Origin of the sequence: Microbispora sp. H10885 (assembly GCF_014161415.1) — a bacterium.
GTDB lineage: Bacteria > Actinomycetota > Actinomycetes > Streptosporangiales > Streptosporangiaceae > Microbispora > Microbispora triticiradicis.
Genome location: NZ_JABBWY010000009.1, coordinates 231,988 through 246,196, shown reverse-complemented (window position 1 = coordinate 246,196; position 14,209 = coordinate 231,988). Strand labels below are relative to the sequence as shown.

Below are 14,209 nucleotides of genomic sequence, written 5' to 3'. Positions count from 1 at the left end.
GTCCGGCCGGCGTGTCAGTCAGGCTGGGGGCGGCGGACGCGGGGGACGGGCTGGCCGCGGCGGGCGGCCTCGGCCTTCAGGCGCTTCCTGAGCAGCCTGCCCTGGCCGAGGAACGAGCGGTTCCGCTCGCGGCGGTTCCCGGAGAGGCTCCAGTCGTTCAGGGCCCGCTCGACCCGCACGCCGAGCCGGTCGCCCGCTCCGGTCGCGGTCCCGACGAGCACCACGTTCTCCTGCCACTCCATGGCCGGGCCGTGCCGGTGGAAGGTCAGGCACACTGGCCCCTCGGCCGCCTGGACCCCCGCGGGCAGGCGCAGGTCGAAACCGGCCTCGGTGCGCACGGCCGAGCGGGTGCGCACCGCCAGCGGCATGCCGTCGGCGACCATGGTGACGACGGGCTCGCCCAGGCGGGCCGCGCGATCGGCGAAGGGCCGCCAGTCCGCCGGCGGGGCCGATCGGCTCGGCAGCCGGGGGCCTGTGGGGGCCGGATCGGAGGCGGGGACCACGACGTCCCCGGGGGCCGTCCAGATCTCGGGTGTCCTGGACAGGTCGCCCTCGGGCCACCAGACGATCCTCTCGGGGGTGACCTCCACCCAGATCCGAGCGAAGTACCATCCCAGCCGCTTCACCAGGAACCACGGCATCCCGGCGAACCCGGCGCCGGTCTTGGCGAGCGACTCGCGGACGTACCGGTCGGTATTGGCCTGCAGATCCGCGTCGCGTACAGTCGCCCGGCCCTGCACGAGGACGACGGGCGCCCGGGGACGGGCACCGTCCGGTCCCGTGCCCCCGGCATCGGAGCAGAGCAGCGCGACGCGCGGGTCGCGCCGGGCGCGCTCGGCCTTGTCCGGGTAGGTGAGCCCGGTGCTCACGTCCAGCGTGCCGCCCGCGCCGACGTACGGCGTGACGGGCCAGGTGACGGGCCGGCCGTCGCGGGTCAGCGAGGCGTACTCGCACACCATCGCGCGGTCGAAGAGCTCGGCCGTCTCGCGCGGCCACATGGTCGATACGGGCGTGGTCATCACGACTCCAGGACGGCGTTCGCGGGGGCGGCGGCGCCGTACAGGCGGGCGAAGCGCCGCCGGTAGGCCGGCCACCAGAACAGGCGGAACATGAGCCGGGCCACGACGGGCAGGTCGGCGTACGACGTGGCGAGCAGGCGGGTGTCCGCACTCGAGGCGAGCCAGCCGAAGATGACGGGGATCCGGCGGCGGCCGAAGTCGTCCATCGCCCGGCGTTTGTCGGCCTCGACGTCGTCGAGGGTGAGGTGGCGGAGCATGAGCGGCACGGCGGTCCGCTCCTCGTGGTCGAGGTGCTCGTTGACGAGCTCGTGCAGCCGCCGCAGGGTGGGCGCGCGCCCGGCCAGGGGCACCCCGCGGTCGGAGGCGGCCGCGACGAGCGGGTCGAGCACGGCGTGCTCGGACTCCAGCTCGGCCAGCACGTCCGCCGCCTCCGGGGCGCGGCCGACGAGCCTGGGCCACAGGTGGGCGTCCTCGTGCGAGTGGTGGGCGTGCAGCATGTCCAGCACGAGTGCGAGCTGCTCCTCCAGCAGTTCCTCGTGCGCGTCGTCACGCGGGTGCGTGCACGCCTCGGCCAGGCGGCCGAACTCGGCGCGGAAACCGGCGTGCATCATCAGGAAGCCGGTCAGGTGTTCTGGTGTGATCATCAGTCTGTTCCCTCACTGTCGGGAACAGCGTGCGCGTCACGCCCCTACGCGCACTTGTCGAGGGCTTGTCGGGCCCTTGCCAGCCAGTAGCCCCCGCCCGCCTGCTCCAGCAGGCGCACCGCCTCCCGCAGGTGGGCCCGCGCCCCCTCGCGGTCGCCGAGCGCCAGCAGCGCCTCGCCCATGTGGCCGTCGTACGCGCCGTCGATCGTGGTGCAGGTGCCGCTCACATGCAGCAGCCCGGCGAAGGGACGGAACGCGTCGTAGATCTCCCGAACGATCTCCGTCTCGCCGAGCCGGATCGCCGCGTGCAGCCGGCACATGGCGGACATCGACCAGTGGTAGTCGCGCGGCGGCAGCGGGGTCTCACGCAGGAGCCGCCGGGCGCGCTCGTGCTCGCCCCGGTCCGCCAGCGCGTACGCCAGGAAGTAGGCGAGCCCGGCCATGCCCGTCCGCCGGAACATCTCCTCGATCCATTCCGCCTCCTCGCCGAGGCGGTCCTCCTGGATGAGCGTCTCGGCCCGCACGGCGAGCGTGCCCACCTCGAAGTACGCGAGGTCGGAGAAGGACAGCGTCGCCCTGATGGGCTCGAAGTGGCGAGTCGGGTCCGGCACACCCTGGAACAGGTCGAGGCCCACGTGTGCGATCGCCGCCTGCAGTGCCAATGTGGGGTTGTGCAGGTCGCGCAGCAGCGCGCCGGTCTCCGTCAGCAGCGCGCGGGCCTGCGGCACGCGCCCGTGCTCGACGTGATGGGTGACGAGGTGGAGCTGGGCGATCACCCTGAGCTGGGACGACAGGTCCGGCTCGGCCAGCAGGCGCCGCGCGGTCGCGCCGAGCTGCTCGATGAAGTCCTGTCCCTGCATGGCGAGCAGCCGCAGGTGGAGCACGCGCCGCAGCAGGGCGGGGTCGCCCAGGCGTTCGGCCGCCGCCACGGCCTGCGACGAGACCGCGTCGACCTCGTCCTCGCGGCCGGTCTGGGCGAGCACGACGGCCCGGACGGCCTGTGCCGTCGCCCACGCGGACGTGTCCGGGGACAGCTCGCGTACGGCCTGGTCCATCGCCTCCCGCAGGGCGGCCACATCGAGGCCGTAGCGGAACGGCACCCAGACGCCGTGTCCCATCGCGATGTCGGCGGCCCTGACGGCCTGGTTCAGGTCGGCGCCGGCCAGGGCGAGCGCCTGCTCGACCGCCTCGTAGCCCTCGTCGAACCGCCCGGCGGCGTAGCGGCTCTCGGCCAGCCCGACGGCGAGCTCGAACCGCTCGGCCGGACCGGCCCCGGCCGGCTCGGCCGCCGCCAGCGCCTCCTGCCACGACACGGCCGCGTCGTCGGGCGCGTGCCGCCGCAGGGCCGCCCGCGCGGCGCGGGCGGAGTAGTCCATCGCCATGCGGGCGGGCTCCGCGCCCAGCTCCGCCGCCGCCAGCCAGTGCCGCGCGATCACCGCCGCGTGGTCGTCCCGGTCCCCGTGGACGTGGGTGAGGACGCCGGCGACCTGCTCGTGCACGCGCGCCCGCCACAGCCGCGACCGGCGCGACAGCAACGCGTCGGTCACCAGGGCGTGCGCGAACTCGTACCCGCCCAGCCGGTACGACGACTCCCGGATCAGCCCCGCGTCGAGGGCCGCGTCGAGCGGCGGCAGCAGGTCGCCGACCGTGCCGCCGGCGACCCGGGCCAGGACGCCCGCCTCGAACTCGTCGCCCATCACGGCGCCGAGCTCCAGCACGCGGGCCGCCTCCGCCCCCAGGGCCGCCACCCGGTGCAGCACGACGTCCAGCACGCCCTGCGGCAGCTCCTCGCCCGCCCGGGCCAGCTCCGCGAGGAAGAACGGGTTCCCGGCGGTGCGCCCGCGCAGCTCCTCGGCCCTGCGGCCGCCCGGGTCGCGGCCGGACAACTCCCGGACGAGCGCGCGGACCTCCTCGGCCGTGAGCCCGTCGAGCCCGAGCCTGCGCGCGCCGAGCCGCGACAGCGCCGACAGCGTGCCGGTGAGCGCCGACGCCTCGTGCCGCCGGAAGGTCGCCACCAGCAGCAGACCCGGCCGGGCGGTGGACGCCACGTGGACCAGCAGCCGCAGCGTCGCGTCGTCGGCCGCGTGGACGTCCTCCAGCACGACGATCACCGGGCCGGTGTCGGCCAGGAACGTGCCGACCGCCTCGAAGAACCGCAGCCGCGCCCCCTGCGCGTCGGCCGCCGGAATCGCCTCCAGCCCGCCCGACAGGAACGTGCTGACCTCGCCGGGCAGCGCGGCCTCCGGGAACGCGGCGGCGAGGTCGCGCAGGACCCGTTCCCAGGGCCACAGGGCGGGCGCCGTCTCGTGGTCGGGACTCGACCCCCAGCCGACCGGCACGGCGGCGGTCGCGCGGAACCGCTTCAGCAGGCTCGTCTTGCCGACCCCCGGCTCGCCGTCCACCAGCACGACCTGCCCGGCGTCGGACGACGCCCTGGCCGCCGCGTGCAGGAACTCCAGCGCGCTCTCGCGGCCGACGAAGACCGTCTGGTCCGCCGCGGGCTCGGGAGCGCTGCGCGCCGTCGCCTGTTTCGAAGCCGTCCGCTTCGGCGTCGTCTCTTTCGGGGTCCGCGCCGGAGGCCGCCGCGGGGGTGGCGGTGTGGTGGGCCGCTCCGGCGGGAGCAGCGCCGGGTCCTGGCGCAGCACCGCGCCTTCGAGCTCCCGCAGCCGCGGGCCGGGGTCGATGCCCAGCTCCCCGGCGAGCACCTCCCGCACCCTGCGCAGGCGTTCGAGGGCCGCGGCCTGCCGGCCCGCCCGGTAGTCGGCCAGCACCAGCAGTTCCCAGGCACGCTCCCGCAGGGGGTGTTCGCGGACGAACGAGTCCAGCCGCGCGACCACGTCCGTGTGGCGGCCCAGCTCCAGCAGGGCCGTGGCCAGCCCCTCCACCGCGTCCAGCCGCACCTGTTCCAGTCGGCCGATCTCCGGCTGGGCCCACTCCTCGGACCGCACGTCCGCGTACGGGTCGCCTCGCCACAGGTCGAGCGCCTCGGCGAGGGCGGCCGCCGCCTCCTCGTGCCGTCCCTCGGCCAGATCGCCGGACCCGGCCGACACGAGCGTCTCGAAGTCCCTCGTGTCGAGGCCGAGCCCGCCGGTCATCAGGCCGTACCCGTCGGCGGCGCTGACCAGGACGGCCGGGGTCGCGCCCGGCCGCCGGTCGGGCTCCAGCCGGCGGCGCAGGTTGGAGACGTAGACCTGCAGGCTCCCCTGGGCGCTGGGCGGCGGGTTGCCCGACCACAGCCGGTCGGCCAGGAGGTCCGCGGGGAGCACCCGGTCGGAGTTCATCACGAGGAGGGCCAGGAGGGCTCGCTGCTTCGGCGGTCCGGCCGATACGGCCTGCCCGGCCACGACGAGTTCCACGGGCCCGAGGACGTTCAGCCGCACGGGCCAATGGTAAGGAGCACCGTTCAACCGGTCCAATTGTTACATTTCCGGAGCTGTCCGGTTCTCCAGCGCCACGACCGATCGTCCGGGTCGTGGCCGGACTTCGGCCGTTCTCGTCACCTTCGCCGCCGTCGGCCACACGGCCGCCCGCTAGGCTCGGCTCTGTCCGGCCAGGGTCAAGCCGGGGCAAAAGGGGGGACGCGGCGCATGCACGCCGGGCAGATCGTGCTGCTGCTGCTCGCCGCGGTGGCCGCCGGGTGGGTCGACGCCGTCGTCGGCGGCGGGGGCGTACTCCAGCTTCCGGTGCTGCTGCTGGCCGGCGTCCCGCCGGTCCAGGCGCTGGCGACGAACAAGTCCGCCGCCATCTTCGGCACGGCCTCGGCCGCCCTGACCTACGCCCGCAGGACGAAACTGGACCGCGCCGTGGCCGTGCCCGCCGCGGCGCTGGCGGTCGCCTTCGCCGGCCTGGGCGCCGCGTCGGCGGCCCTGCTCGACGCCGCCGTGCTGAAACCGCTGGTCATGGTCGTGCTGCTCGGAGTGGCCGCGTTCGTGACCCTGCGACCGGCGTTCGGCCGCCTGCCCCAGCCGCACCTGCGCACCCAGGGGCGGGTCGTGGCGGCGCTGGCGGTCTCGGGCATGGCGATCGCCTACTACGACGGCATCCTGGGGCCGGGCACCGGGACGTTCCTGCTCATCGCGTTCACCTCGATCCTCGGGATGGACTTCGTCCACGCCTCGGCCACGGCGAAAGTCATCAACACCGGCACGAACCTGGGCGCGCTCGTCGTCTTCGCCGCGCAGGGGCACGTGCTGTGGGCCGTGGGACTGGCCATGGCCGCCTGCAACATCGCCGGGGCGCAGATCGGCGCCCGGATGGCGCTCAGCCGCGGCTCCGGGTTCGTCCGGGCCGTCCTGCTGTGCGTGGTGGCAGCCCTGGTCGCCAAGCTCGCCTACGACCAGTTCCTCGCCACCTGACCACCCCTGATTCCCCGGGGGAGCCGGGACCGGGCCGCCGCCATGACGGATGTCATGGTCGGCACACGACGCTCGGCACTGATCACGTCGCCCGGCCATCCGTACCGTAAAGGTCATGACGAACACGAACTCATCGCAGCGCACGGACTGGCACGTCTCACTTCTCGGCGGTCTCAGGCACCGCGGGCAGGGCCCGATGCCCGCGGACACGGTCGTCCTCACTCCGGTCGGCGGCGCCGACCTCGACCTCGGCGACGCCGAGATGGCGCCGGTCACCACGGTGACGAAGGTCTCCCTCGTGGGAGGGGTGCGGCTGCGGGTGCCCGCCGGCGCCGCGGTCGAGGTCGAGGGCTTCAGCCTGTTCGGCGGACGCGCGGTGGACCCGGCGACGGCCGGCGCCTCCGGGCCTCTCGTCCGCGTGCGCAGCTACGGCGTCTTCGGCGGCGTCAAGGTCACCCGCGCCTGATCGGCGGGCTCGCGCCGCGGCGCCCGTACGGCCGGCGCCGCGAGGGCGACGAAAAGCGCGAGCAGGGCGGGCACCAGCAGCGCGTACGGGAGGGTGATTGCCTCCGCCAGGCCGCCGATGAGAACCGGGCCGGTCAGGAAACCGGTGTAGCCGAGACTCGCCACGGCTGCCAGCGCCCGGCCCGACTGCGCGGGGTCGCGGTGCCCGGCGGCCGAGAACACCTGCGGGATGATGCACGACAGGCCCGCGCCGAACAGCCCGAACGCCACGACACCGGCGACCGGCCGGGCCACGAGGACCCCGGCCGCGAGACCCGCCCCGGCGAGCACCCCGCAGCAGCGCACCAGCGTGACCGGGCCCAGCCAGGCGGCGAGACGGTCTCCGGCGAACCGCCCGGCGGTCATCATGATCGAGAAGGCGGCGTACGCCGCGGCGGCGAAGCCGGGGGAGGAGCCCAGGTTGTCGCGCAGGTAGACCGATCCCCAGTCGGCCGAGGCGCCCTCGCCGACCAGGCAGCAGAACGCGAGGACGCCGAGGAACAGCACGCCGCCGCTGACGCGCCGCCGGGCCGGGCCGCTTCCGGAGGGCGCGGACGGCGCGGACGCTGCCGTGCGCCCCGGCGGGTCGTCGCGCAGCGCCCAGCGGGCGCTCAGCAGCGCGACGAGCAGGATGACCACGCCCACGGACGCGAAGGTCAGGGCCGGACTCACATCGGCGTGGGCGAACAGCCCACCCGCGGACGCCCCCGCGAACCCGCCGACGCTGAACACCGCGTGGAAGGACGACAGGATCGGCCTGCCGTAGGCGCGCTCGACCACGACGGCGTTGGCGTTCATCGCGACGTCGAGGGTGCCGTGGACCGAGCCGAAGACGAACAGGGCGAGCGCGAGCGCCGGCAGGTTCGGGGCGTACGCGGGGAGCACGAGCACGACGCCCTGCGCGACGGCCACCGGCAGCATCGTCCGATAGCTGCCGTACCTGTCCACCAACCGGCCGACGATCTGCATGCCGGTGATCGCGCCGGCCGCGATGCCCAGCAGTCCGAGGCTCAGCGCGCCGTCGCTGAGCCGCAGGTCGGCCTTGATGGCGGGGATCCGGCTGGTCCACGTGCCGATGGCCATCCCGGACAGCAGGAACAGACCGTAGACGGCCACCCGGGCGCGTACGAGCGCCGGACGGGCGGGGGCGGACAGGGCCATGTCGCATCGCTCCTCGAAGGCTGTGGTCGTGTCGGCAGGGGCCCGGGCCGCCGGGCCTGCCGAGCTGTGGCGGTGTGCGTACGAATGCCGGTGGATGTGCGATCGATCACGTCCGGCGTGCGGGGTGGTGGAAGCACCCGTCCGTGGCCGTGCTTCGGACACGTGTGCTTTGGACACATGGGGGGATTCGGGGTGCGTGTGGGAGAGGGGCTACGCCGCGCCGGGCCGGCGCCGCCTGGCCTCACACGCGGCGCGGTGAGATCGGCGCTGTGCCATCGACGCTAGGGCGTAGGGACTGGGGATCGGCGCCGGCAGGCGGCGCTGTACAGCGCACTGGGACAGCGGTCGGCGCGGTGACCAGGACGGTGAGCGGGACGGTGTGCCGGCCGAAGCCGGGCGGCCGCCCGTCAGGGCGGGACGAGACCCCGCACGACCGGCGGCGAAGTGACGTGGGCGGGCGGGCGACCTCCGTGGGCGTTCTGGTCGGGCGTGTACGGCACGATCCGCGTGGCGTGGATCCGTCAGGGGACGGACGCCGTCCCGGGAACCGTGCGTACGGTGACTCCGGCGGCGGCGAGGGCGTCGTGCTGGTCCTTGGGGATCCCGTCGTCGGTGACGACCACGTCGAGCCGGTCGAGTCCGCAGACCGCGCCGAACGCCGTCCGGTTGAACTTACCCGAGTCGCAGACCACCACCACCCGGCGGGCCGAGGCGATCGCGGCCTGCTTGATGGCCACTTCGGGCAGGTCGTGCGCGGTCAGGCCGTGCTCGGCGGACAGGCCGCAGCAGCCGACGACCGCGGTGTCGAACCGCAGCGCCTTGATGGACGCCTCGGTGAGCGGACCGACGAAGTTCATCTCACCGTGACGCACCTCCCCGCCGGGCAGCACGAGACGGACGCGGGGCGCGGCGGCGAGCTCCTGCGCCGCCTGAAGCGCCAGCGGCAGCACGGTCAGCCGCCGGTCGCGTACGACCCGCGCGACCTCCAGCGCGGTCGTGCCGCCGTCGAGCACCACGGCCTCACCATCGGCCAGCAGGGCGGCGACCTCCGCGGCGATGCGCCGCTTGGCCTCGACCGCCTCACGCTCACGCACCCCGAACGGCGGTTCCTCGCCGCGCAGCAGCAGGCTCAGCGCGCCGCCGCGCACCCGCCGGACCACGCCCTGCTGAGCGAGTTCGTCGAGGTCGCGGCGGATGGTCATCTCCGAGACCCCGTACGCCAGTGCCAGCTCGGCCACGGAGACGCTGTCGGTCGTGCGCAGCGCATTCATGATCGCACGCATGCGGTCGGCACTTTCCATGTGTTCATTTGAACACACGGCCTGTCCGAGAGCAACTAAATCTACTTTGTAAGGCCGGGTGCGAGGATTGAGACGGGGTGGATCAACGTGGACATCCGAGCCAGCACACCGGGGTTGATTCGGTAGTACACCCAGGTGCCCCGGCGTTCGGAGCCGATGAGCCCGGCCTGCCTGAGCACCTTCAGGTGGTGGCTGATCGTCGGCGGGGTGAGGTCGAAGGCGGCCGTGAGATCGCACACGCACGCCTCGCCGCCCTTGTGGCAGGCGATCAGCGACAGCAGGCGCAGCCGTACGGGATCGGCGACGGCCTTGAACAGCGGCGCGAGCTCCACGGCCTCGCGCTCCGGCAGCGGCTCGCAGGTCAGCGGTGCAGGGCATCCCCCGCCGGGCGCATCCGCACCCGCGTCGGCGATCGGCGGCTGTTGCTTCGACATCTCTTTAATTTGACACATCTCTATTCAGGGACACAATCTGCCGATAACTTGATTAGACAGTTGTCGAAGCAGCGGGCCTGCCTGCCGCTTCACGGTCCACGGAGGAACCGATGTCCCGTGTTCAGCTCGCCCTGCGCGTCGCCGACCTGGAAGGGTCGATCGCCTTCTACTCCAAACTGTTCGGCGTCGAGCCCGCCAAGCGGCGGCCCGGCTACGCCAACTTCGCCGTCGCCGAGCCGCCGCTGAAGCTGGTGCTCCTCGAAGGCGAGCAGGGGGAGCCCACCCGGATGGACCACCTCGGCGTGGAGGTCGAGGACGCCGCACAGGTCACGGCCGCGACCGAGCGGCTGAAGGAGGCCGGCCTGGCGACCTTCGAGGAGAACGACACCACCTGCTGCTACGCCCTGCAGGACAAGGTGTGGGTGCACGGCCCCGGAGGTGAGCCCTGGGAGGTGTACGTGGTCAAGGCGGACGCGGAGGTCATCGGCAGGAGCGGGACGTCGACCGCCGACGGTGCCGCGTGCTGCGGCACCTCTGAGAACGATTGAGGGACGGCCGTCAACCGAAGATTGACGATCGAGAATCGTCAAGCTACGGTTGACGCATGAGTCCACTCAACATCAGCCTCGCCGATCTGATCGCCCGTCTCGACGAGGAACTCCCCGACGCCGACCACCTGGCCCGCATCAGCGAGGCGCAACTGCGCGCCCAGACCCTGTCCGACCTCGCCGACCAGCTCGTCGGCCACTACGTCGGCAAGGCCAAGCAGGCGGGCGCCTCGTGGAGCGAGGTCGGCGACGCCATCGGGGTGTCCAAGCAGGCCGCCCAGCAACGCCACGCGCCGAACGTGTTCGATCGGTTCACGGACCTGAACCGGCACACCATCGTGCTGGCCCAGGAGGCCGCCCGAGCGCACAAGCACGACTTCATCGGCACCGAGCACATCCTGCTCGGCCTGCTCGGCGAACCCCGGGGCCTCGCGTACGAGGTGCTGATGGCGAAGACCGAGTCGGAGCAACGCATCCGCGACGCGATCGAGGAGGCGATGCCGCCGGCCGGGCCCAAGGCGCTGCGGGGCCACATCGCGTTCCGGCCGGAGAGCAAGGAGGTCATCGAGCACGCGAGCCGCGCGTCGGCAGACCTCGGCCACGACTGGGTCGGCACCGAACACACGCTGCTGGGCCTGATCCGCGCCGAGGAGAGCCCGGCCGCGCAGATCCTGCGCAACCTCGGCTTCACGTCGGACGAGTTGCACGAGACGGTCAGGGCCGAGATCGCCAAGCGATCCGCGGCCCGCGACGAGTAGGCCGGCTCGACCTGCTCCCAGGAGTCCCCGTCGAGTGGCTTCGCACGCGGGTCGCCCCACTTCGTGGGTTCGGCCGAGACAGGCCGGAACAGATCGCCGGCGCCGCACGTGAACGCCTCGGCGTGGCGCGCGGCTTGCAGGGCCGTCCGCTGACCGGCGCTGCCGCCGTCATTCGGCCGTCAGCCGGCCGTCAGTCAGTGCGGTCGAGGACGTTCTCGCGGGCCGCGGCGTACTGTTCGCGGATCGCCGGCACCGGGTCCGCTTCGTGCGTCTCGATTTGCCCGATCGTCCACGACGGCGGCCGCTGCCCGCCCGACAGCATCCAGGCCGCCTGGCGGGCGGCGCCGTCGGCGACGTACTCGCCCAGTGGTGGGACGAGCACGGGGCGGCCGAAGACCGTCGGCGCGATCCGGCGGACCGCCTCCGAGCGGGCGCCGCCGCCGACCAGGATGACCCGGTCGACCGTCGTGCCCTGTGCGATCATCGCGTCCAGCCCGTCGGCGAGGGCGCACAGCATGCCCTCGACCGCCGCGCGGGCCAGGTGCGCGGCGGTCGAGGTTCGCAGGGTCAGGCCGTGCACGGCTCCGGTGGCGTGCGGGCGGTTCGGTGTGCGCTCGCCCTCCAGGTAGGGCACCAGGACCAGCCCGTCGGCGCCCGGCGGGGCCGACAGCGCCAGCGCCGACAGCTCCGCGTGGTCCACCCGCAGCATGGTCGCGGCCGCGTCCAGCACCCGGGCGGCGTTGAGCGTGCACACCAGCGGCAGGAACCGGCCGGTCATGTCGGCGAACCCGGCGACGATCCCGCTCGGGTCCGCGGCCGGCACGTCGGAAACGGTGGACACGATGCCCGAGGTGCCGATCGACACGATCACGTCGCCCGGCTCGGCACCGGCACCCAGCGCCGCCGCGGCGCAGTCCCCGGCGCCGGGGCCCAGCGGCGCGCCGGTGCGCAGGTGCCCGGCCTGACCGGTCGGTCCGAGCACCTGCGGCAGCAGCACGTCGTCGCGGCCGAACGCCAGCCGGATCAGGTCCAGGCGGTACCCACCGGCCGCGGCCGACCAGTATCCGGTCCCGCTGGCCTCGCTGCGGTCGGTGCGCAGCGCGTCGAGCCCCGGCGCGCCGGACAGTCGCCAGGTCAGCCAGTCGTGCGGCAGGCACACCGCGGCCGTGCGGGCGGCGTTGTCCGGTTCCGCCGAGGCCAGCCAGCGCAGCTTGGTGACGGTGAAGCTGGCCACCGGTACCAGGCCGACCGCCTCCGCCCATGCTCGCCGTCCCGCCTCCCCGCCGCCGAGATCCGAGATCAGGTCGGCGGCGGCGCCGGCCGAGCGGGTGTCGTTCCACAGCACCGCGTCCCGGATCACCCCGCCGTCCGCGTCCAGGCACACCATGCCCTGCATCTGCCCGGCGATCGAGGCCGCCGCCACGTCGTCCAGTCCGCCGGCCTGTGCGACCGCGTCGGACAGTGCGGCCTCCCACGCGGCCGGCGGCACGGCGGTCCCGGCGGGGTGTGGTGCGCGGCCTTCGCGCACCAGTTCCCCGGTGTCGGCGTCGCGGACGACGACCTTGCACGACTGGGTCGATGAGTCGACCCCGGCGACGAGGGGCACCGGTCCTCCGGGGGTGTCGGGCGCGGACGAGCGCGCCGGCTGCGTCGCAAAGATCATGACACACCCGCTACGGGCCACCGAAGCCGATCGTGAGCGGCCCAGCCCGGGGTCAGGTGGCTGTACAGGTGATGGGCGACGGCGCCTCGACAGTGCCGCCGGGCCAGCCGATCGCGAAGTCCGTCGTCACCGACGCGCCTGGCGGCAGCGCGCCGTTCCAGGGCTGGTTCGTGACGGTCACCATGGCTCCCGGCGGGACGCGGCCGCCGTTCCACATCTGCACCCAGCTCAGACCGTTGGGGACCTTGAAGGTGACGATCCACGAGGAGATGGGCAGCGTTCCCGTGTTCCGCACCGTCAGTTGGCCGTATGAGGCCGCCGTCCACGACAGGATGAAACGGATCGTCGCTTCGCACGAGCGCGTGCCGGTGGACGGCGACGGGCTGGGCGAGGGGGAGGGACTGGGCGACACGGAGGGGCTGGGGGAAGGGCTGGGAGAGGGGCTCGGTGACGGTGAAGGACTGGGCGTTGGCGAGGGGCACGGCGAGGCACTGGGCGAAGGGCTGGGGGAAGGGCTGGGCGACGGTGACGGCGAGGGGCTGACTGGCGGCGTCGCTGAAGGGCTCACCGACGGGGAGGGGCTGACTGACGGTGACGCGCTGGGCGACGGCGTCGCTGACGGGCTGGGCGACGGCGACGGCGAAGGGCTGGGCGAGGGGGAGAGGCACGGCGAGGAACCGCCGGACGGCGAGGGGGACGGACCGGCCGACGGTGAGAGCGACGGGCTGGCTGACGGCGAGGCCGGCGGCCAGCCTTCGACGGGCGGGATCCGGATGATCCGGTCGTCGCCGTAGACAGGAGTCCCGCCGGCGTCGTGGTTGCTCGTCGTCACCCAGAGCCAGCCGTCCGGCCCGACGGCCACGGTGCGCAGCCGTCCGTACTTCCCCTGAAGCTCGGCCACCGGGGTGCCCGCCATGCCGCCCGCGACCGGTACCGCCCACAGCCGCGTCCCGCGCAGGGCCGCGGCGAAGACCGTCCCGTTGGCGTACGCGAGGCCGCTGGGCGACGCGTCGGCCGGGCGCCAGGTCACGATCGGGTCGCGCCAGCGTGCGTCTCTGCACACGCCCTGGCAGGACGGCCAGCCGTAGTTGCCTCCCGGGACGATGGCGTTGAGCTCGTCCCAGGCGTCCTCGCCGAACTCCGTGGCGTACAGCCTGCCACTGTCGTCCCAGGCGAGGCCTTGGACGTTGCGGTGGCCGTAGCTGTAGACCGGCGAGCCGGCGAACGGGTTGTCCGCGGGTACCGTGCCGTCGGGCCTGAGGCGCAGGATCTTGCCGCCCAGGGTGCCGTTCTGCGCGTTGACGGGGGTGCCTGCGTCGCCGGTGGCGACGTACAGCATGCCGTCGGGACCGAACGCGATCCGCCCGCCGTTGCGGGACTGGCCGCGCGGAATGCCGCTGAGGACGACCTGCTGCGTGTTGGGGGCGCCCCACCGGAACCGGACCACGCGGTTGTCGGAGGCGCTGGTGAAGTAGACGTAGACGAACTGGTCCTGAAGGAAGGCGGGGGACAAGGCGATGCCGAGGAGGCCGCCGTCACCCGTCGTGTACACGTTCGGGATGGTGGTCACCCGTGTTTGCATGTATCCCGGATACACCCGCCAGATGTCCGCGGTGGCGCGTTCGGTCACGAGGGCGCTGCGGTCCGGCAGGAAGGCCATCCCCCAGGGTGACTGCAGTCCCGTGATGGAGACCTGCGCCCTGGTGAAGTCGAACCCGCCGGTGGCCGCTCCCGCGGGGACCGGCCGGGTCGCGACGAGCACCGCGGCGGCGGTCACGGCGCAGAGGACGGCCGCGAGTGCCGCGGACAGACGCTTGGGCAT

At 73.7% G+C, this 14,209-nt stretch carries 12 protein-coding genes; 4 read left to right on the top strand and 8 right to left on the bottom strand.

Annotation, left to right across the window (positions count from 1 at the left end):
• Window positions 1-14 precede the first annotated feature (14 nt).
• Genes HHX37_RS24725 through HHX37_RS37910 form a run of 3 tightly spaced genes read right to left on the bottom strand, consistent with a single transcriptional unit; the run spans window position 15 to window position 5,043 of the window.
• Entirely contained in the window at window positions 15-1,019 is a 1,005-nt protein-coding gene (locus HHX37_RS24725; RefSeq protein ID WP_182886945.1) for a pyridoxamine 5'-phosphate oxidase family protein, read from the bottom strand.
• Window positions 1,019-1,663, bottom strand: coding sequence for a hemerythrin domain-containing protein (locus tag HHX37_RS24720; RefSeq protein ID WP_182886944.1), 645 nt, complete (start codon window positions 1,661-1,663; stop codon window positions 1,019-1,021). Before HHX37_RS24720 ends, HHX37_RS24725 begins: the two co-directional genes overlap by 1 nt.
• 44 nt (window positions 1,664-1,707) lie before the next feature.
• The gene (locus HHX37_RS37910; RefSeq protein WP_182886943.1) at window positions 1,708-5,043 is read right to left on the bottom strand and encodes a BTAD domain-containing putative transcriptional regulator; all 3,336 of its coding nucleotides are present in this window, start codon (window positions 5,041-5,043) and stop codon (window positions 1,708-1,710) included.
• A gap of 207 nt (window positions 5,044-5,250) precedes the next feature.
• Between HHX37_RS37910 and HHX37_RS24710 the strand changes: the two genes are divergently transcribed.
• On the top strand, window positions 5,251-6,018 hold the full coding sequence (locus tag HHX37_RS24710) for a TSUP family transporter (protein ID WP_182886942.1): 768 nt from the start codon (window positions 5,251-5,253) through the stop codon (window positions 6,016-6,018).
• A 115-nt stretch (window positions 6,019-6,133) separates the two neighbouring features.
• Window positions 6,134-6,484, top strand: coding sequence for a hypothetical protein (locus HHX37_RS24705; protein WP_182880905.1), 351 nt, complete (start codon window positions 6,134-6,136; stop codon window positions 6,482-6,484).
• On the opposite strand, the gene HHX37_RS24700 is transcribed toward HHX37_RS24705, so the two are convergent.
• The 3 genes from HHX37_RS24700 to HHX37_RS24690 all read right to left on the bottom strand — a co-directional run bounded on the left by HHX37_RS24700 (window position 6,445) and on the right by HHX37_RS24690 (window position 9,418).
• Window positions 6,445-7,683 (bottom strand): MFS transporter, encoded by a 1,239-nt coding sequence (locus tag HHX37_RS24700; RefSeq protein WP_182886941.1) that lies wholly within the window; start codon window positions 7,681-7,683, stop codon window positions 6,445-6,447. The genes HHX37_RS24705 and HHX37_RS24700 overlap by 40 nt on opposite strands.
• A gap of 521 nt (window positions 7,684-8,204) precedes the next feature.
• Window positions 8,205-8,984, bottom strand: coding sequence for a DeoR/GlpR family DNA-binding transcription regulator (locus HHX37_RS24695; protein ID WP_182886940.1), 780 nt, complete (start codon window positions 8,982-8,984; stop codon window positions 8,205-8,207).
• Between the two features lie 41 nt (window positions 8,985-9,025).
• Window positions 9,026-9,418: an ArsR/SmtB family transcription factor gene (locus HHX37_RS24690; protein WP_182886939.1), complete on the bottom strand. Its 393-nt coding sequence runs from the start codon at window positions 9,416-9,418 to the stop codon at window positions 9,026-9,028.
• A gap of 110 nt (window positions 9,419-9,528) precedes the next feature.
• On the opposite strand from HHX37_RS24690, the gene HHX37_RS24685 reads away from it, so the two are divergent.
• Both HHX37_RS24685 and HHX37_RS24680 read left to right on the top strand, forming a co-directional pair.
• Window positions 9,529-9,966 (top strand): ArsI/CadI family heavy metal resistance metalloenzyme, encoded by a 438-nt coding sequence (locus HHX37_RS24685; RefSeq protein ID WP_182886938.1) that lies wholly within the window; start codon window positions 9,529-9,531, stop codon window positions 9,964-9,966.
• A gap of 56 nt (window positions 9,967-10,022) precedes the next feature.
• A complete protein-coding gene (locus HHX37_RS24680; protein ID WP_182880909.1) occupies window positions 10,023-10,724 on the top strand; it encodes a Clp protease N-terminal domain-containing protein in 702 nt (233 codons plus the stop codon).
• A gap of 190 nt (window positions 10,725-10,914) precedes the next feature.
• Here HHX37_RS24680 and HHX37_RS24675 read toward each other — a convergent pair whose 3' ends face one another.
• Together HHX37_RS24675 and HHX37_RS24670 are read right to left on the bottom strand one after the other, a co-directional pair.
• The gene (locus HHX37_RS24675) at window positions 10,915-12,330 is read right to left on the bottom strand and encodes a xylulokinase (RefSeq protein ID WP_182887053.1); all 1,416 of its coding nucleotides are present in this window, start codon (window positions 12,328-12,330) and stop codon (window positions 10,915-10,917) included.
• A gap of 109 nt (window positions 12,331-12,439) precedes the next feature.
• Window positions 12,440-14,209, bottom strand: coding sequence for a PQQ-dependent sugar dehydrogenase (locus HHX37_RS24670; RefSeq protein WP_182886937.1), 1,770 nt, complete (start codon window positions 14,207-14,209; stop codon window positions 12,440-12,442).